General features: G+C 72.8%; 12 protein-coding genes and 1 pseudogene. 4 read left to right on the top strand and 9 right to left on the bottom strand.

Going from position 1 to position 18,296, the window contains the following annotated elements; translation table 11 throughout:
• The first annotated feature begins 113 nt into the window (after positions 1-113).
• Complete coding sequence (locus tag ABZ923_RS03050; protein WP_361466001.1) at positions 114-2,357, top strand: MMPL family transporter; 2,244 nt, start codon at positions 114-116, stop codon at positions 2,355-2,357.
• Positions 2,358-2,506: 149 nt separating this feature from the next.
• Here ABZ923_RS03050 and mgt read toward each other — a convergent pair.
• From mgt to ABZ923_RS03030, 4 genes and pseudogenes are all read right to left on the bottom strand, one after another.
• A pseudogene (gene mgt, locus ABZ923_RS03045) lies at positions 2,507-3,773 on the bottom strand (macrolide-inactivating glycosyltransferase).
• A 45-nt stretch (positions 3,774-3,818) separates the two neighbouring features.
• The gene (locus ABZ923_RS03040; RefSeq protein ID WP_361465999.1) at positions 3,819-5,099 is read right to left on the bottom strand and encodes an extracellular solute-binding protein; all 1,281 of its coding nucleotides are present in this window, start codon (positions 5,097-5,099) and stop codon (positions 3,819-3,821) included.
• Positions 5,099-5,977 (bottom strand): carbohydrate ABC transporter permease, encoded by an 879-nt coding sequence (locus ABZ923_RS03035; RefSeq protein WP_361465996.1) that lies wholly within the window; start codon positions 5,975-5,977, stop codon positions 5,099-5,101. Before ABZ923_RS03035 ends, ABZ923_RS03040 begins: the two co-directional genes overlap by 1 nt.
• Positions 5,974-6,897, bottom strand: coding sequence for a sugar ABC transporter permease (locus ABZ923_RS03030; protein ID WP_361466194.1), 924 nt, complete (start codon positions 6,895-6,897; stop codon positions 5,974-5,976). Before ABZ923_RS03030 ends, ABZ923_RS03035 begins: the two co-directional genes overlap by 4 nt.
• A gap of 196 nt (positions 6,898-7,093) precedes the next feature.
• Here ABZ923_RS03030 and ABZ923_RS03025 point away from each other — a divergent pair, with 196 nt between their 5' ends.
• Entirely contained in the window at positions 7,094-7,957 is an 864-nt protein-coding gene (locus tag ABZ923_RS03025; protein ID WP_361465994.1) for an aminoglycoside phosphotransferase family protein, read from the top strand.
• Positions 7,958-8,015: 58 nt separating this feature from the next.
• Here the strand turns inward: ABZ923_RS03025 and ABZ923_RS03020 are convergent, their stop codons facing one another.
• The 4 genes from ABZ923_RS03020 to ABZ923_RS03005 form a co-directional block, all read right to left on the bottom strand.
• Positions 8,016-8,741, bottom strand: a complete 726-nt coding sequence (locus ABZ923_RS03020; protein ID WP_361465992.1) for a 3'-5' exonuclease — start codon at positions 8,739-8,741, stop codon at positions 8,016-8,018.
• A gap of 102 nt (positions 8,742-8,843) precedes the next feature.
• Positions 8,844-10,082 carry an SAV2148 family HEPN domain-containing protein gene (locus ABZ923_RS03015; RefSeq protein WP_361465989.1) on the bottom strand — a complete coding sequence of 413 codons (1,239 nt, stop codon included), beginning with the start codon at positions 10,080-10,082 and terminating at the stop codon, positions 8,844-8,846.
• 116 nt (positions 10,083-10,198) lie between these two features.
• Positions 10,199-11,539 (bottom strand): copper amine oxidase, encoded by a 1,341-nt coding sequence (locus tag ABZ923_RS03010; RefSeq protein ID WP_361465987.1) that lies wholly within the window; start codon positions 11,537-11,539, stop codon positions 10,199-10,201.
• A gap of 53 nt (positions 11,540-11,592) precedes the next feature.
• Positions 11,593-12,405, bottom strand: a complete 813-nt coding sequence (locus ABZ923_RS03005; RefSeq protein ID WP_361465984.1) for a Tat pathway signal sequence domain protein — start codon at positions 12,403-12,405, stop codon at positions 11,593-11,595.
• Between the two features lie 198 nt (positions 12,406-12,603).
• Here ABZ923_RS03005 and glgX point away from each other — a divergent pair, with 198 nt between their 5' ends.
• Positions 12,604-14,724, top strand: a complete 2,121-nt coding sequence (gene glgX / locus ABZ923_RS03000; RefSeq protein WP_361465982.1) for a glycogen debranching protein GlgX — start codon at positions 12,604-12,606, stop codon at positions 14,722-14,724.
• Positions 14,725-14,868: 144 nt separating this feature from the next.
• On the top strand, positions 14,869-17,238 hold the full coding sequence (treY, locus tag ABZ923_RS02995; RefSeq protein WP_361465979.1) for a malto-oligosyltrehalose synthase: 2,370 nt from the start codon (positions 14,869-14,871) through the stop codon (positions 17,236-17,238).
• Between the two features lie 9 nt (positions 17,239-17,247).
• Here the strand turns inward: treY and ABZ923_RS02990 are convergent, their stop codons facing one another.
• On the bottom strand, positions 17,248-18,183 hold the full coding sequence (locus ABZ923_RS02990; RefSeq protein WP_361465976.1) for a LysR family transcriptional regulator: 936 nt from the start codon (positions 18,181-18,183) through the stop codon (positions 17,248-17,250).
• Positions 18,184-18,296 lie beyond the last annotated feature (113 nt).

Raw genomic sequence — 18,296 nt, 5'->3', positions numbered from 1 at the left:
AGTTCACCGGCCAGTACGACGAGCCGTCCTTATCCGGGCCCTACCGTCGAATCGAACACGCACAGAGGTGACGGCAGGGGGCCGTCACCGCACACGAGGGGGGCAGGCCCGTCATGGGGAACACAGAGGTGCGGGTGCGGGGGCTGGCCGCCCGCGCCGGCGGCTGGAGCGCCCGGCATCGCTGGGCGGCCGTCGGCATATGGGTGCTGTTCGTGGTGCTGGCGATGGGGCTCGGCTCCGCGGCGGGCCGGGTCGACGTGGACCAGAGCGACCAGCTCAAGGGCGAGACCCACACCGCCGCGAAGATCATCGAGGATGCCGGGATCGAGGAGCCGGCCGGCGAGACCGTGCTGATCCAGGGCAGAACCGGTGCCGTCAAGGCCACCGGCGCCGAGTTCCGCGCGGCCGTCGCCGACGTCGTCAAGGCCGTCGAGGGCACCGGCAAGGTCACGGGCGTCACCTCGCCGTACGACACGCACACCATCTCCCGCGACGGGCGCAGCGCACTGGTCCAGTTCGACCTGCGCGGTGACGCGGAGACGGCCGCCGACCGGATCGAGCCGGTGCTGGACGCCGTCGCCGGGGTGCAGAAGGACCACGCGGGCCTGCGGATCGAGGAGATCGGCGGCGCCAGCATGCAGAAGCAGTACAAGGACGCCTTCGGGGACGACTTCCAGCAGGCCGAGTACTCGGCGGTGCCGGTGGCCCTCGGCATCCTGCTGATCGCGTTCGGCGCGCTGGTGGCCGCGCTGCTGCCGGTGGCCCTCGCGATCACCGCGATCATGGCGACGATGGGCCTGATGGGTCTGGTCAGCCACCTCCAGCCGATGAGCGACACGGCCAACTCCGTGATGCTGCTGGTCGGTATGGCCGTCGGCGTCGACTACTGCCTGTTCTACCTGCGCCGCGAGCGCGAGGAGCGGGCCGCCGGCCGGGACGCGGGGACCGCGCTGCGGATCGCCGCCGCCACCAGCGGCCGGGCGATCGTCGTCTCCGGTGTGACCGTGTGCGTGGCGATGGCGGGCATGCTGTTCACCGGGCTCGCCGAGTTCGAGGCGATGGGTCTGGCCTCGCTGATGGTCGTGGCGGTCGCCATGGTCGGTTCGGTCACCGTGCTGCCCGCGCTGCTGTCGCTGCTCGGCGAGCGGGTCGAGAAGGGCCGCCTCCCGTTCCTGGGCCGCCGCCGGCGCAAGGGGAACGGGGACAGCCGGTTCTGGTCGGCCGTGCTGCGGGGTGTGCTCGCCAAGCCGCTGGTCTCGGTCGTCGTCGCGGCCGGCGCGCTGCTGGCGATCGCCGCGCCCGCGCTCGGCATGAAGACCCAGCAGCTCACCCTGGACCAGGAGTTCGGCGACTCGCTGCCCATGGTGCAGACGTACAACCACCTCAACGAGGCCTTCCCGGGCGGCAGCGAGCCGGCCCAGGTCGTCGTCAAGGCCGACGACATCAACGCCCCCGGCGTGCGCCAGGCGCTGGCCGACTTCCGCAAGCAGGCCATCGCCTCGGGCGCCTCGCGCGGCCCGGTCGAGGTCAAGCTGTACGACGCGCAGAACGTCGCCCTGGTCTCCGTGCCGCTGGTCGGCGGTTCCGACATGGACCGGGCGACCAAGAGCCTGGAGAAGCTGCGCGACGAGGTGCGGCCCGCCACCCTCGGCAAGGCCGACGGTGTGCAGGCGCCGATCACCGGGCAGGTCGCGGGCAACCACGACTTCAACGACCAGCTGATGGGCTCCGTCGTGCCGGTCTTCGCGTTCGTGGTCGTCTTCGCCTTCCTGCTGATGCTGCTGTCGTTCCGTTCGCTGACGGTCGCGCTCACGTCGATCGTGCTGAACCTGCTGTCGGTGGCCGCCGCGTACGGCATCCTCGTCGCCGTCTTCCAGCACGGCTGGGGTGCCTCGCTGGTGGGGGCGGAGGGGGTCGGCGCGATCGTCACCTGGCTGCCGCTGTTCCTCTTCGTGATCCTGTTCGGACTGTCGATGGACTACCACGTGTTCGTGGTCTCCCGGATCCGTGAGGCGCGGATGCGCGGCCGGACGACGAAGGACGCGATCCGGCACGGCGTGGTCACCACGGCTGGGGTCGTCACCAGCGCCGCCGTGATCATGGTCGCCGTGTTCGCCATCTTCGGCACGCTGTCCATGCAGTCCATGAAGCAGATGGGCGTGGGCCTGGCCGCGGCGGTCCTGATCGACGCCACGGTCATCCGCGGGGTGCTGCTGCCGGCGGTCATGGCGCTGCTCGGCGAGCGCAACTGGTACCTGCCGAAGTGGCTGCACCGGCTGCCGGACCTCACCCACGACGAGGCGCCGGAGCAGGCCGCCTCGCCGGTGCCCGACCGGGGCGAGCGGCTGACCGTCTGATTCCGCCCGTCGGCGCAGGGCCCGCCGGTTCCCCGTGGGGACCGGCGGGCCCTGCCGCGCTCCCACCCGCGGTCGTCCGCGAGGCCCGTACCGCTCCGGCGGCCCCCACCCGCGGTCGTCCGCGAGGCCCGTACCGCTCCGGCGACCGCTTACCTCCGGGCGCGGCCGGGCAGTTCGGCCTCGATGAGGTCGGCCGCCCGCCGGGTGCCGCCCTCCTGGGCCATCTCCGCCTGCACCTCCTTGAGGCGGCGGGCCACCTCCGGGTCGTCCACCAGGGCGAGCGCGGCCTCGCGGAGCCGGTCGGCGGTGGCCTCCTCGGCGGGCAGGTGCCGGGCGACCCCGAGCCCCTGGAGCATGTCGGCGTTGCCGAACTGGTCGACGGCCTGCGGTACGGCGATCATCGGCGTGGCGGTGGCGAGCCCCTCCTGGCTGCCGCCGGCACCCGCGTGCGTGACGAACAGGTCGGCCTGCCGCAGGATCGCCAACTGCGGCACCCAGCTGTGCACTTCCACCTGGTCCGGTACGTCGCCCAGCTCGTCCCGGGTCACGTGCCGGCCCACCTGGAGGACGACGTGCCAGCCGGGCAGGTCCGCGAAGGCGCGCACGCACTCCCGGTAGAAGGCGGGCTGCTTGGTGAAGGACGATCCGAGGGAGACCAGGACGACCTTCCGCGCGTCCGCGGGGCGCTGCCAGTCGCCCTGGCCGGCGCGGTCGCCCTGGCAGGCGCCGACGAAGGTGTGGACGCGTTCGTCGACCCGGTCGGCGTGCGGCTGGAGTGCCCTCGGGATGAGCACCAGGGAGCGGTCCGGGCGGCCCGCGAAGGAGTCCGGGTCCAGGGTGATCCCGTTCTCGGCCAGCCACGCCTCGAACCGGGCGTAGTAGGCCCGCCCGCGCTCGGTCCGCCGCGGCTCCCGCCACATCGGCTCGGCGACCTCCTCCTCGTACCCCTCCCAGGCGACGAGGTTCGGGGAGAGGGAGATCGCCGGGACGCCCCAGCGGTGGGCGAGGACGCGGGCCGGGTAGGAGGTGATGTCGTACAGGACGAGGTCGGGGATGTCGCCGGCGTAGGCCTCGGCGAGCTGCGGGAGCGCCTGGATCGCGTCGGCCAGGAACGGCTCCACGTTGTCGAGCAGGGTGGTCCCCCAGGCGTCGGGGTCGGCGTCGGGTCCGGGCAGGGTGGAGGTGTAGGGCACGGGCCGGGCGCCGGTGGCGGCCACCTTGTCGGCGAAGGCCGGCGGGATGGCGTAGGTGACGCGGTGGCCACGGGCGACGAGTTCGCGGATCACCTCCATGCTGGGGTTCACGTGGCCGTGGGCGGCGATGGAGAACATGGCGATATGGGCGGGCGGGGTCGTAGAAGGCATATCGCCGAGACTAGGCGAGACGATACGTCTCGTCTAACTCTTTTCCGTGCACCTCTGGCTCTCGTCCCTGCACCCGGCTCCTGCCGGAGGGGACCGCTCAGCGCTGGTAGCGCGCCAGCACCAGGTTGCCGTCCCGTTCGAGGCGCCGGCGCAGCTCTTCGAGGCCGATCGCGCCGCTGTAGTACTCCTGGTAGGCCGGGGTGGCCACCTTGTCCTTCCACTCCGGGTAGCCACGCACGGACTGGGCGGGCGCCGGGCGCAGCCGGGCCGCGAGGGCGGTGCCGGTGGCCCAGCCGTACTCGGCGGTGTGCAGAGCCGGGTCCTTCAGCGCCCGGGTGCCGGTCGGCAGCATCCAGTCGCCGAGGGCGAGACGGACCATGTTCCGCGGCCGCAGCAGGAAGTCGATGAACGCGACCGCCTCCTTCTTGTGCGGACAGTCGGCGGACACGGACAGCGTCTGCGGACTGACGCCCTGGGCGAGCCCGTCGGCTCCGGCCGGGGCCGGCAGGACCGTCCAGCGGAAGTCCTCGGGCGCCTGCTGCACGATCTGCTGACGGTAGGAGAAGCCCAGCGGGACCATCGCGTACCGGCCGGCGAAGAAGCCGGGCAGGGTGTCCGAGCCACCGCTGCCGAGCGTCGAGGCGGGCGCGCTGCGGTCGAGGACGAGCTGGTCGCGGATGGTGCGCGGGACGACCGCGTCCCCGGCCGTAAACCGTACGGTGACCCTGCCGTCCGCGCCCCGGTGGAAGAGCCGCCCGCCCGCCGACAGGGACAGGTTGAGGGTGGCGGAGACGGGCTCCTTCAGCGGCCAGGCCACGCCGTACCGCCCCGGCCCGCTCAGCCGCTTGGCGACCTGCCGGAACTCCGCCCAGCTCCACGGGTGTCCGGGCGTCGGTATGCGCACCTTCGCCGCGCGCAGCCGGTCGGCGTCGGCGATGAGCACCCGGGGCTCCTGGAGGAACGGCACGCCGTAGACACCGTGCCCGAAGGTGGCCGTCGCCCAGCCGGAGCGCGGGATGTCGGACCGCAGCCGGGCGGGCAGCAGCCCGGTCAGGTCGGCGAGGTAGCCGCCGTAGGCGAAGTCGGCCAGGTCGTCGGAGGCGTCGTGGATGACGTCCGGGGCCTCGCCGCCCTCGAAGGAGGTGAGCAGCTGGTCGTGCACGCTGTCCCAGCTTCCCTGGACGTACTCGACCTTGACGTCGGAGTGGGTGGCGTTCCACTCCCGCACCAGCTCCTTGTTGGCGGCGACGGACTCCTGCTGCCAGGCCAGGGACTGGAAGCGCAGGGTGACCGGGCCGCCGTCCGTGCGGCCGCCCGGGGAGCAGCCCGCGAGGAGGAGCACGAGGGCGGCGAGCGCCGTGGCGAGTGCGGTGCGCATCAGCTCTTCACCGCCCCGGCGAGCAGGCCGCCCGTGATCCGCCGCTGGACGAGCGCGAAGACGGCCACGGAGGGCAGGGTGGCGAGGAACGCGGCGGCGGCCAGCGGGCCGAGGTCGGCCACGCCCTCCGCGCCGATGAAGTGGGTGAGGACGACCGGGAGGGTCTGCTTGCCGGGGCTCTTGAGCAGCACCAGCGCGAAGAAGAACTCGTTCCACGCGGTGACGAAGGCGAACAGGGCCGTCGCCGCGATGCCGGGGCCGAGCAGCGGTGCCGTCACCGACACCAGCGTTCTCAGCCGCCCGGCGCCGTCGACGGCCGCCGCCTCCTCCAACTCGACGGGCACCGCCCGGACATGGCCGACGAGCATCCACAGCGCGAACGGCAGCGCCCACACCACGTACACCAGCACCAGTCCGGTCAGAGAGTCGATCAGGCGCAGGTTCTTCAGCACCAGGAACAGCGGGATGATCACCAGCGCGAAGGGGAAGGCCTGGCTGACCACCACCCACCCCGTGGCGGCCCGGGCCAGCCGGGTGCGGTGGCGGGCCATGACGTAGGCCATCGGGGTGGCGATCAGTACGGCGACGACGGCGGTGCAGAACGCCACCAGCAGCGAGTTGAGGGCGGCGTGCGCCAGCGGCTGCTGGGCGAAGGCCTGCCGGACGTTGGCCAGGGTCGGGTCGCGCGGGATCCAGGCCGGGTGCAGACTGCCCAGTTCCCGGGGGGACTTCAGCGCGGTGGACAGCAGCCACAGCAAGGGGAAGGCGAGGAACAGCAGGTAGCCGAGGAGGGCGGTGTACTGTCCGGCGCGGGCGGCGCGGCGAGCCCGCGAGGCCCGGGGAGAGCGGGGAGTGCGGGGGGTCAGTGCCGTCCTCATGCGGTGTCACCGCCTCGCAGCCGGCCGGCCAGGAACACCGCGAGCAGGACCGAGACCACCGCGACGAGGACGCAGCCCATCGCCGCCGCGTAGCCGAACTGGCCGTAGCGGAAGGCCTCTTCGTAGGCGAAGAGCATCGGCAGCCGGGTCCTGCCGCCGGGCCCGCCGCTGGTGAGCACGTAGACGAGGGCGAAGGAGTTGAGGTTCCAGATGAGGTTGAGCGCGGTGACGGCGAGGGCCACCGGCCGGAGCGCGGGCCAGGTGACGGCGCGGAAGCGGCGCCAGGCGCCCGCGCCGTCGACGGCCGCCGCCTCGTGGAGTTCGCGCGGGACGTTCTGCAGTCCGGCGAGCAGCGCGACCGTGGTCTGCGGCAGGCCCGCCCAGACGCCGACGACGATCACGGCGGGCAGCGCGGTGGCCAGGCCGCTCAGCCAGTCCCGGCCGGCGCCGAGACCGAGGTCGCGCAGGGTCTCGTTGAGGACACCGGCGTCCGGGTTGTAGACCAGCCGCCACATGATGCCGACGACGACCTCGGGCATCGCCCAGGGCACGATCGCGAGGGCGCGGGCCAGGCCGCGCAGGCGGAGGTCCTGGTTCAGCAGCAGGGCCAGGCCGAGCGCCAGCAGGAACTGCGGCACGGTCACGCCGGCCGCCCAGACCAGTCCGATCCGGAAGGACTCCCAGAAGAGGGTGTCGTGCAGCAGGTCCCGGAAGTTGAGGGCGCCGATCCACCGGGTGGCGGCCGTCCGGCCGGACTGGGCGTCGGTGAAGGCCAGCAGGATGCCGTAGAGCAGCGGGCCGACGCTCAGCAGGAGGATCGGGAGGAGGGCGGGCAGGACCAGGAACCAGGAACCGTGATCGGCGACCCGGCGGCCGGCCGGCCCTCGTGCCGCTGCCGGTGGTGTCCGCGCCTCGGCCACTGATGTCACGGAACCAGCCCCTTTGCCTGCACCGGTTGGCGTGTTCATGGTCGTGAAGGCCCGGTACCTCGTCAAGAGCCCGCGCACGGCGGCCGACCTGTGCGAATGCGAGACTGGCCGAGGACGAGGACGAGGACGAGGACCGCGGACCGGACAGGCACGGCACGGCACGGGAAGACGGCACGGAGGCACGAGGATGGACGAGGCACGCGCACGGGACGTACTGGCCGCGGCGGGAGTGCTGCCGGGCCCGGCCCGGGACGCACGGCTCCTGGCCCTCGGCGAGAACGCGGTGTTCGCGGCCGGTGATCTGGTGGTGAAGGTGGGCCGGGACGCCGAACTGCTGGCGCGGGCCGAGCGCGAGCTGGCCGTCGCCGGGTGGCTGGCCGAGGCCGGTGTGCCGGCGGTGCGGGCGGCCGAGCCGAAGCCGCTGCTGGTGGACGGCCGTCCGGTGACCGTGTGGCACCGGCTGCCGGATCCCGTACGGCCCGCCGAGCCGCGGGACCTGGCCGGACTGCTGCGCAGGGTGCACGCACTGCCTTCTCCTCCCTTCGGCTTGCCGCCCCGCGACCTGCTGGGCGGTGTGGAGCGCTGGCTGCGGCTCGCGGGCGACGCGATCGACCCGCGGGACGCGGCCTATCTGCGGGCGCGCCGCGACGGCTTCGCGGCCCAGGCGGCGGCGCTGACCCCGCACCTGACGCCGGGTCCGGTCCACGGCGACGCCCTGCCCCGCAATGTCCACGTGGGGCCGGACGGGCCGGTCCTGGTCGACCTGGAGACCTTCTCCGCCGACCTGCGCGAGCACGACCTGGTGGTCATGGCCCTCTCCCGCGACCGCTACGGGCTGCCCGCCGAGGCGTACGACTCCTTCACCGAGGCGTACGGCTGGGACGTGCGCGAGTGGGAGGGCTGTGCGGTGCTGCGGGGCGCCCGGGAGACGGCGAGCTGCGCCTGGGTGGCCCAGCACGCTCCGAGCAACCCCAAGGCACTGGCCGAGTTCGAGCGCCGGGTGGCGTCACTGCGGGACGGGGACGCGACGGTGCGGTGGTACCCCTTCTGAGGGTGCCCGTCGCAGGCGGGCCGCGTGAGAGCGCCCCGCGCCAGCGGAAGAGGAGCGGCTAGGCGGGCTGGCCCTCCGTCAGTTCGCGCAGTGGCCACGTGCCGTCGACCACCGCGTCCGTCTCCCCCTTGCGGCGCAGGAACGCCTGGAAGTCGGCCGCCCAGTCCGCGTACCACTCGATCTGCCGCTGGTGCAGTTCGGCCGGGCCCAGGGAGGCGATCTTCGGGTGGCGCTCGGCTATCGCGGAGGCGAGCCGCGCCGCGGCGAGGGCGTCGGCGGTGGCGTCGTGGGCCGCGCCGAGGACTATGCCGTACTCGGCGCAGACCGCCTCCAGGTTCCGTTTGCCGCGGCGGTAGCGGTCGGCCCAGCGGTCGATGGTGTACGGGTCGATGACCGGGGCGGGGCGGGCGCCGCCGAGCCGGTCGGTCAGCGAGGGCAGCTCGTACCGCCGCAGTTCGGCTGAGAGCAGGGTGAGGTCGAAGGCCGCGTTGTAGGCGACGACCGGGACGCCCGTCTTCCAGTAGGCGACCAGGACGTCCGCGATGGCGTCGGCCACCTGGTCGGCCGGGCGGCCCTCGGCCGCCGCGCGTTCGTTGCTGATGCCGTGGACGGCGACCGCGTCGGCCGGGATCTCCACGCCCGGATCGGCCAGCCACTCCCGGCGTCCCATGGGCTCGCCGGCCCTGACCTCGATCACGGCACCCGTGACGATGCGCGCCGCACGCGGATCGGTCCCGGTCGTCTCCAGGTCGAAGCCGATCAGCAGCTCCCGGTGCCAGCCCATGGGCGGCCCCCCTTCTTGGTGGTGCTTTCCCCCAGTGGTTTCCACCATCGCACGCGGCACTGACAATCCGAGGACTGCGTTCCGCTTGCCGTCACGGACAGTTCAGGACACCGGGCGCGAATCCGCCCACGTCAGCTCGAATTCCTCGCGGTATGTCGGGAAGAGTCCGGCTTCGTTCACGTCGTCCGACTTGACCAGCTTGCTGCCGTTGCGGAGCACCAGCACCGGTGACTCCATCCCCCGCGCCCCGCGCAGGTAGGACTGCACCACGGCGATCCCGTCGGCACCGTCGCCGTCCACCAGGTAGGCGGTGAAGCGGGGCGTCTCGTCGTACACCTGGATCTCGAACGCGCCCGGGTCGCGCAGCCGGGACCGCACCCGGCGCATGTGCAGGATGTTCATCTCGACCGAGCGGCTCAGCTCGCCCCGCTTCATCCCGAGTTCCCGTTCGCGGCGCTTGACCGAGCTGGAGGCCGGGTTGAGGAACAGCAGCCGCACCCGGCAGCCGGACTCGGCGAGCCGGACCAGACGCCGCCCGGAGAAGTTCTGCACCAGCAGGTTGAGGCCGATGCCGATGGCGTCGAGCCGGCGGGCTCCGCCGAAGATGTCCTCGGCCGGGAACTGGCGCAGCAGCCGCACCCGGTCGGCGTGGACCGCGACGACGTCGGCGTACCGGTCGCCGACCAGGTCCTCGACCGCGTCCACGGGCAGCCGCCGTGCCGAGGGGACGTCCCCGCCCGCGCCGAGCATCTCCAGCAGCCGGGCGGAGGCCCGCTCGGCCTGGCCGAGGACCGCCTCGGACAGGGCCCGGTTGCGGGAGACGACGTTGCGCGTCACCTCCAGCTCGTCCAGGGCGAGTTCCAGGTCCCGGCGTTCGTCGAAGTACGGCTCGAAGCACGGCCAGTGCTGCACCACCAGTTCACGCAGCTGCGGCAGGGTGAGGAAGCTGAGCACGTTGTCGTCGGCCGGGTCGAGCAGGTAGCCCTTGCGTCGGCTGACCTCGCGCACGGCGACCGCGCGCTGCACCCACTCCTGTCCGGCCGGGCCGGCCGCGGCCACCACCCACTCGTCGCCGTGGACGGGTTCGTAGATGGGCCGCAGTACGGCCGCCACGACGGCGCGCAGCCGCTGTTCGACGAGGTTCAGCCAGATGTAGGCCCGGCCCGCCCGCTGGGCGCGGGTGCGCACCTCACGCCAGGCGTCGGCGTCCCAGTCCAGCTCCGGCCCGATGGATCCCGCGTCCATCGGCCGGGCCAGGGACACCGCGCCGGGCGGGACGTCTGTGGAGTTCCCCTCGTGACCCTCGTCACCAGGAGGCAGCTCCAGCCCTCCCGAGCCCACCCGTGCACCGCCTTCCGCTCCCCCGGGCCTTTCCCGTCTCAACGATCAAGGAAGGGTACTCCGCGAGCGGTCGGCGGTGCAGCCGGATGGACAGGTCGGTTTCCCGTCCTCTCGGCTCAACTACGCGGTTCCCAGTGTCCGTTCTGCCATGCCAGCTCCTGCGGAGTGAGCGGATTCATAGCCGTGACGTCCCGCGGGGCGATGGAGAAGCCCTGCCAGTGCACGGGCATGGGCTGCTGGTCCTCGTCGCGGGCGATGTGGTGGAAGCCGACGTTCATCCAGACCACCGGGTGGGTGAGGCTCTGGCCGTTGACCCACTTGTCGACGGACTTCGGGTGCCCGCCGGCGCAGGCGGGGTTGTCGTTGGCGAACAGCTCGCACTTGTCGTACTCGGTCACGTACATGTCGTGCCTGGTGAAGTCGCGCCCCGGGTACCTGGTGGTGGGCCCGGGGACCAGCTCGTACGAACGGGCGTGCCCGTCCTTGTTCCTGCCGGTCGCGCTGACCACCCGCCACCAGCGGTAGGCCTTGTAGTCGCCCGCGAGTTCCTTGGTGACCTTGGTGCGGGTGGTCCTGGCGGTCGGGCCCTCCCGCGAGCCGGAGGGGGCGCTGACGGTCGAGTCGTACTGCTCGACCTTCGTCCCGGACGAGCCGTCGAGTCCGAAGTCCAGCCGCCAGAAGACGTTGTGGCTGTGGCTGGTGGAGTAGTCCCGGGCGCCCTTGCCGATGGGCCAGCCGCGGCCGTCCTGGGCGTTGTAGTCCTCGAAGGAGAGGCTGCCGGTGGCGCCGACGTTCATGGTGATCGTGCCGTCGTCCTGGAAGCGCCACTCGCTGATGTACTCGTACCAGCCGACCTGGTTGACGGTGTAGACCAGCAGGTCCTTGCCCTGCTGCTGGTAGGTTCTGTCCGGCTGGAGGAGGTCGTGCATCCGGTAGGCGTGACCACGCGACCGGGTGGTGGTGCACAGGCCGTTGACGTTCGGGTGGCGCGGGTCGCCGTCGGGGACCTTGACCGTCTTGATGGTGCCGCCGGGGCACTCGCCGGGTGAGAGTTCCATCAGGTCCTGGGCGAAGGTCTGGCCCGTCAGGTCGTAGTACTCGTGCTTCCCGTCGTCGTACGGGACGTGGATCTGGCCGAGTCTCGCGCTGTTGAGTACCTTGATCGGCTTGTTCTCGCCCTTGGGCTGGTAGGAGACGTCCTCCAGGACGAGGCCGGCCTTGCTGTCGTAGCGCCAGCACATCCGCCAGGTCGTGCCGGTGGTGAGTTTCTGCTCGATGGTGTAGGCGGCGCTGCAGCCGGGGGCCGCCGCGGGCGCGGTCCGGGGCCGGGCCGCGGCCGGGCCGGCGGCCGTCGTGACGCCGGCGGCCAGCGCGGCGAGGGACAGGGCGACGGCCGCGCTCTTGCGGGCGGCACGGCCGAGGCCGGACGTGCCGCCGGCCGGGTGCTTTTCGGGCATGAAGAGGTGACTCCCTTGCCGGAGGTTCCGTGGGAAAGGCGGGCGGCGGCCGGTCAGCCGCGGTCGAGGGCGGCGGCCTTGCGGGTGCTCAGGTCGATCACCAGGTCTCTGGTGTCGATCCAGGGCCCGTTGCGGACCTTGGTGAACAGCCGCACGCACCGGTGCTCGCCGCACCGGTCGAGCACGGCGGGCTGGGCGCCCGGCGAGGCCTGGTAGATCCCGCCGCTCAGCTCCAGCTGGTCCGGTGAGGTGAGTTCCTTGCCGGTGGCGTCCTTGTAGTCCGCCTTGAGGCCCGCGCCCAGCCCGTCGGCGATCAGGATCCGGGCCGCCTCCGCGCTCTCGGCGCGGGCCGGCGGTGGCTGGACACCGCGTTGGGTGCCGGTGTGCTCGACCTTGCCGGTGGCGAGGTCGACGGTCCTGGTGACGAGTGTGTCGTTCCGGTAGTCGTAGAAGGTCACGTCGGCCCGCCGCGGCGCGTCCGGGTCGTCGGCCTCGGCGGCCCCCGGTTCGGCGAGGTCGGTGCTCAGCCGCTGCGGTCCGCGGTCTCCGGCGACGTCCCGGCCGGTGGCCGAAAGCCGTCCGGCCTCGGCGATCTTCTCGACCCGCCGGATCTCGTCGTCGGTCAGCGGATCACGTCCGGTGCCCTGCTTCGCCTCGGCGGGTGGCTGCTCGACGACGCCGGGCGGTGCGGCGTCCTGGCCCTGCCCGGCCTGCCGCGCGGCCCGCGTTCCGCCGCCGGCCCCTCCGGAGTCGTCCGCACCCGCCGTCCCCGGCAGGGTGACCGCGACCATGGCGGCGGTCCCCGCCGCGGCCAGAGCCGCACCGGTCAGTACTTTGCCCAGATGGCGGTGGACTTTCTCGCGCACATCCTCCCCCTGCTCCCCTTGGTCCCCGGGATTGCGTGTCTGCCCCGCTGGTTCGGCGTACGGCGGGTACCAGAACCGCCGTGCGCACTGGTCACTGAACAAGAGGGCGGGTGAGCCACGGGAGGTTGCCTCACTTTCGGACGAGACGCGGGGCCGACTCGGCCCCACCCGGACGGCACACCTGGGAGAGTCGTATTCATGCAGGTCTGGCCTGGAGAGGCGTATCCGCTCGGCGCCACCTATGACGGCGCCGGAACCAACTTCGCGGTCTTCACGGAGGCCGCGAACCGAGTAGAGCTGTGTCTGCTGCACGACGACGGCTCGGAGACGGCGGTGGAACTGCGCGAGAGCGACGCGTTCGTGCGGCACGCGTACGTGCCGGGCGTGATGCCGGGGCAACGGTACGGGTTCCGGGTGCACGGCCCGTACGACCCCGGGCGCGGGCTGCGCTGCAACTCGGCGAAACTGCTGCTCGACCCGTACGCGAAGGCGGTCAGCGGCTCGGTCCGGTGGGGCGAGGAGGTGTACGGCTACCACTTCGGCGCGCCGGACCGGCGCAACGACCTGGACTCGGCGCCGCACACCATGACCTCCGTGGTGATCAATCCGTACTTCGACTGGGGCGACGACCGGCCCCCGCGCACCGACTACCACCACACCGTGATCTACGAGGCCCACGTCAAGGGCCTGACCATGCGCCACCCGGGGCTGCCCGAGGAGCTGCGCGGCACCTACGCGGCCCTCGCCCACCCGGCGATCATCGAACACCTGGTCAAGCTCGGGGTGACGGCGCTCGAACTGATGCCCGTCCACCAGTTCGTGAACGACCACCGGCTGGTCGACATGGGCCTGAACAACTACTGGGGCTACAACACCATCGGCTTCTTCGCCCCGCACAACGCGTACGCCTCCTGGGGCGACCGCGGCCAGCAGGTGCTGGAGTTCAAGTCGGCGGTCCGGGCGCTGCACGAGGCCGGCATCGAGGTCATCCTGGACGTGGTCTACAACCACACCGCCGAGGGCAACCATCTGGGCCCGACGCTGTCCTTCAAGGGCCTCGACAACCCGTCGTACTACCGGCTCGCGGACGATCCCCGCTACTACATGGACACCACGGGCACCGGGAACTCCCTGCTCATGCGGTCCCCGCACGTGCTCCAGCTGATCATGGACTCGCTGCGGTACTGGGTCACCGACATGCACGTCGACGGTTTCCGCTTCGACCTGGCGGCCACGCTGGCCCGGCAGTTCCACGAGGTGGACCGGCTGTCGTCGTTCTTCGACCTGGTGCAGCAGGACCCGGTGGTCTCCCAGGTCAAGCTGATCGCCGAGCCGTGGGACGTGGGCGAGGGCGGCTACCAGGTGGGCAACTTCCCGCCCCTGTGGACCGAGTGGAACGGCAAGTACCGCGACACCGTACGGGACCTGTGGCGGGGCGAGCCGCGCACGCTCGCGGAGTTCGCCTCCCGGCTGACCGGCTCCTCCGACCTCTACCAGGACGACGGCCGCCGGCCGCTCGCCTCCATCAACTTCGTCACCTGCCACGACGGATTCACGCTGCACGACCTCGTGGCGTACAACGACAAGCACAACAGTGCCAACGGCGAGGACAACCGGGACGGCGAGAGCCACAACCGGTCCTGGAACTGCGGGGTGGAGGGCGACACCGACGACGAGGAGGTGCTGCGGCTGCGCGCCCGGCAGATGCGGAACTTCATCGCCACGCTGATGCTGTCCCAGGGCGTGCCGATGATCAGCCACGGCGACGAGTTCGCCCGCACCCAGCGCGGCAACAACAACGCCTACTGCCAGGACAACGAGCTGTCGTGGCTGGACTGGCCGGAGTCGCCGGAGTCGCCGGAGAACGGCCTGCTGGAGTTCACGCGCGCGATGGTGTGGCTGCGCCGCGACCACCCCGTCTTCCGCCGGCGCCGCTTCTTCCACGGCCGTCCGGTGGAGGGCACGCACGACGAGCTGTCCGACATCGCGTGGTTCACCCCGGAGGGCGGTGAGATGACGCAGCGGGACTGGAACTCGGCGCAGGCGTCCGCGCTGACGGTGTTCCTGAACGGCAACGCCATCTCCGAGCCCGGTCCGCGTGGGGAGCGCATCACCGACGACTCCTTCCTGCTGATGTTCAACGCCTCACCCGAGCCGCTGGACTTCCTGGTGCCGGTCGACCACGGCCGGCAGTGGCAGGTGGTGGTCGACACGGCCCGCCCGGAGGGCGTGCCGCCGGGGACGGGCGAGAAGGTCGCGGCCGGAGACCGCCTCACCCTGCCGGACCGCAGTCTGACGGTGCTGCAACGACCGGCGTAGCGGGCGTGCGGCGGGACGACGCGGCCGCCCCGACGGGACGGCGCGTCCCGCACGCGCGTGTGCCGGGGCTGCGTGCGCCCGCGCGCGTGGGTCCGTACGGGGGGTGATGACACAAAAGACGGCGAGCGGGGTACGTAGGTTCCCATGACTTCTGCGCGACCCGGACCGGGGGTGCCCACGGCCACCTACCGGCTGCAGCTCCAGCCCGCGTTCCCGTTCGCCGCCGCCGAAGCGGCCGTACCGTACCTGGCGTCGCTCGGCGTCTCGCACCTGCACCTGTCCCCGGTCCTGGAGGCCGTCCCGGGCTCCGTGCACGGCTACGACGTCGTGGACCACGCGCGCGTGCGCGAGGAGCTGGGCGGCGAGGAGGGGCTGCGCGCGCTGGCGCGCACCGCGCGGGAGCACGGCCTCGGCCTGGTGGTGGACATCGTGCCGAACCACATGGCGGTGTCGCCCCGGCACAACCGCGCCCTGTGGGAGGTGCTGCGCGAGGGGCCCGCGTCGCCGTACGCACGCTGGTTCGACATCGACTGGGAGGCGCAGGGCGGCCGGGTGCTGCTGCCGGTGCTCGGCGGCCCGATCGGTTCGGAGCTGGCGCACCTGGTGGCCGACGGCGACGTGCTGCGCTACCACGACCACGTCTTCCCGCTCCGCCCCGGCACCGGGCACCTGCCGCTGCCCGAGCTGCTGGACGCCCAGTGGTACCGCCCGGTGTGGTGGCGGCTGGCCCGTACCGAGCTGAACTACCGGCGGTTCTTCAGCATCTCCGAGCTGATCGGGCTGCGGGTGGAGGACCCGGAGGTGTTCGAGGCCACCCACGGCACGATCCTGCGGCTGCTGGCGGAGGGCGTGGTCGACGGGCTGCGGATCGACCACCCCGACGGACTCGCCGACCCCGACGGCTATCTGGCGCGGCTGCACGAGGCGACCGGCGGGCGCTGGACGGTCGTGGAGAAGATCCTCGCCGACGGCGAGCACCTGCCGGCCTCCTGGCCCGTCGCGGGCACCACGGGCTACGACGCCCTGCGGCACGTCGACGGCCTGTTCACGGACCGTACCGGGGCGTACGAACTGCTGGGCCGGTACCGGGCGTTCGCGGCGCCGCAGACCGACCGGGGCGGCAACTGGGAGGCCACGGTGCGGCGGGCCGCGTACAAGGTGCTCACCCACGAGCTGGCCACCGAGACGGACCGGCTCACCCGCGTGGCCGCCCGGCTGTGCGCCGCCTCGCCCGACCTGTCGCTGCGCGACCGCGCGCCCTGGGCGCTGCGCACGGCCGTGGAGGAGCTGCTGGTGCGGATGCGGGTCTACCGGCCGTACGCCTCCGGTGACGCCTCCGCCGTGATCACCGAGGAGGCGGCCGAGGAGGCCCGGCTGGCGTTCGTGGTGCCCGAGGAGGCCGAGGCCGTCGGCATCGTGCGCCGGCTGCTGGTCGAGCCGCCCGGCGACCCGTCGGCGCCGGACCACGCCGACCGGGTGGAGTTCCGCACCCGGTTCGCGCAGACCGCCTCGGCACTGCGGGCCAAGTCGGTGGAGGACACGGCGTTCTACCGCTACGTGCCGCTGCTGTCGACGGCCGAGGTGGGCGGCGATCCGGGCAGTCCGGGCGTGGCACCGGAGGAGTTCCACGCGTACTGCGCGCGCGTGCAGCGCGACTGGCCGCTCACCGGCACGGTCGTCTCCACGCACGACACCAAGCGCAGCGCGGACGTGCGCGCCGCGCTCGCCGTCCTCACCGAGTGCCCGGACCGCTGGTCGGCGCTGCTCGCCGAGGTGAGCCTGGCCGAGGAGGGCGCGCCGGACGGGCAGCTGGCCTGGGCGGCCTGGCAGACGGTCTTCGGGCTGGGCCAGGCCGCGGACGACCGGGTTGGGCAGGCGCTGCTGAAGCACGTGCGCGAGGCGGGCATGTACACCAGCTGGACGGAGCAGGAGCCGCCGTACGAGGAGGCGGTGGCGGCGTTCGTCGCGGCCGGGCCGTGCGGGCCGTCCGGCCAGCGCGTGGCCGCGTTCCGCAAGGCCCTGGAGCCGCAGATCCGGGCCAACGTCCTCGGTACCGCGCTGGTCCATCTCACGATGCCGGGGGTGCCGGACGTCTACCAGGGCTCGGAGGGCGAGTACCGGGCGCTGGTGGACCCGGACAACCGGCGGCCGGCGGCGTTCCCGCCGGAGGCGTCCGGCGAGAAGGACGCGCTGACGGCGGCGGCGCTGCGGCTGCGCGCCCGGCGGCCGGACGTGTTCGGCGCGGACGCGTCGTACGACCCGCTGGCCGCCGAGGGCCCGGCGGCCGAGCACTGCCTGGCCTTCGCGCGCTCCGGTGAGGTGGTCACGGCGGTGACCCGGCTGTCGCTGCGGCTCGCGGAGGCGGGCGGCTGGCGGGAGACGCGGCTGCCGCTGCCGCCCGGCCGCTGGGCGGACGTGCTCACCCCGGGACGGGAGTTCACCGGCCACGCGCGTGTGGCGGACCTCCTGGACCGGCTGCCGGTGGCGCTGCTGGAGCGGGTCGCGGAGGACTGAGGGGCCGGGTCAGGTGGCCGGTGCGGCGGGCAGCTCGCAGTCGTCGTACGGCCCGGGGGTCCGCAGGGGCGGCCAGGAGGCGTGCAGGAGGTCCACGAAGGCCGCGGCGGCCCCGGTGGGCGGCACGCGCGCGTAGACGGCCAGGGGGCGCTTCCAGGGCGGGTCGGGGGTGAGGACCACGCAGTCCTCGCCGACGGCGCCGCGCACGATGTGGGCGGGCGCGGCGCACACCCCGACGCCGGCGGCGGCCATCCGTACGGCCGTGGAGGTGTGTTCGGTCCACACGGCGGTCCGGGGCCGGAACCCGGCCTTCCCGCAGGCCCAGTCGAGGAAGCGTTCGCCGTGCACGACGGGCTCCATGGCACAGCGGATCCACGGGTGGTCGGCGAGTTCCGGGAGCGTGACCGTCGTACGGCCCGCGAGGCGGTCGTCGAAGGGCACGACGAGGACGACCTCCTCCTCCCCGACGGGCACGACGGTGCCGGACCGGCCGGCGGGCTCGGGGCCGACGGCGAGGTCGGCGGTGCCGTGCTGCACGGCCTCCTCCAGGGCCTCGGCGGTGGCGTACTCGTGCAGGCGCAGCAGGACCCTCGGGTGGGCCGTGCGCCAGCGGGCGAAGACGTCGGGCAGGGCGCCGACGGCGATGGAGTGCAGGGCCGCGACGTGCAGCTCGCCGCCCTCGGCGCCGACGGTGGCGCGGGCCGCGCGGCGGGCCTGCGCGGCGCTGCGGACGGCGAGTTCGGCGTGCGGCAGGAAGGCGCGGCCCATGGGGGTGAGGCGCACGCCCCGGGGCAGCCGCTCCAGCAGGGCGCCGCCGACCGACTTCTCCAGCGCCTTGATCTGGTGCGAGAGCGCGGGCTGGGTGACGTGCAGGGCGTCCGCCGCGCGTGTGAACGACGCCTCGTGGACGACCGTCACGAAGTACTCCATCTGGCGCAGACTCAACTCCGCTTCCCCTTCTCCGTACTCTCCGTCCGCATGGTCCACCCATAAAGACCGTGCATGGATTCTACAACAACATTGCCTTGGACTCATGACAATGGGTGGACGGAAGGTGG

The sequence above is a fragment of the Streptomyces sp. NPDC046881 genome (assembly GCF_040645015.1).
Taxonomy (GTDB): domain Bacteria; phylum Actinomycetota; class Actinomycetes; order Streptomycetales; family Streptomycetaceae; genus Streptomyces.
Note: the sequence above shows the minus strand (reverse complement) of the source record. Positions and strands in the feature narration are given on the sequence as shown.

What these genes read in the sequence shown, in the direction of transcription:
- ABZ923_RS03050 (WP_361466001.1), top strand. Translation starts at nt 114, where the DNA reads ATGGGGAACACAGAGGTGCGGGTGCGGGGGCTGGCCGCCCGCGCCGGC.
- ABZ923_RS03035 (WP_361465996.1), bottom strand. Translation starts at nt 5,977, where the DNA reads ATGAGGACGGCACTGACCCCCCGCACTCCCCGCTCTCCCCGGGCCTCG.
- ABZ923_RS03020 (WP_361465992.1), bottom strand. Translation starts at nt 8,741, where the DNA reads ATGGGCTGGCACCGGGAGCTGCTGATCGGCTTCGACCTGGAGACGACC.
- ABZ923_RS03010 (WP_361465987.1), bottom strand. Translation starts at nt 11,539, where the DNA reads ATGCCCGAAAAGCACCCGGCCGGCGGCACGTCCGGCCTCGGCCGTGCC.
- treY (WP_361465979.1), top strand. Translation starts at nt 14,869, where the DNA reads ATGACTTCTGCGCGACCCGGACCGGGGGTGCCCACGGCCACCTACCGG.
- ABZ923_RS03040 (WP_361465999.1), bottom strand. Translation starts at nt 5,099, where the DNA reads ATGCGCACCGCACTCGCCACGGCGCTCGCCGCCCTCGTGCTCCTCCTC.
- glgX (WP_361465982.1), top strand. Translation starts at nt 12,604, where the DNA reads ATGCAGGTCTGGCCTGGAGAGGCGTATCCGCTCGGCGCCACCTATGAC.
- ABZ923_RS03025 (WP_361465994.1), top strand. Translation starts at nt 7,094, where the DNA reads ATGGACGAGGCACGCGCACGGGACGTACTGGCCGCGGCGGGAGTGCTG.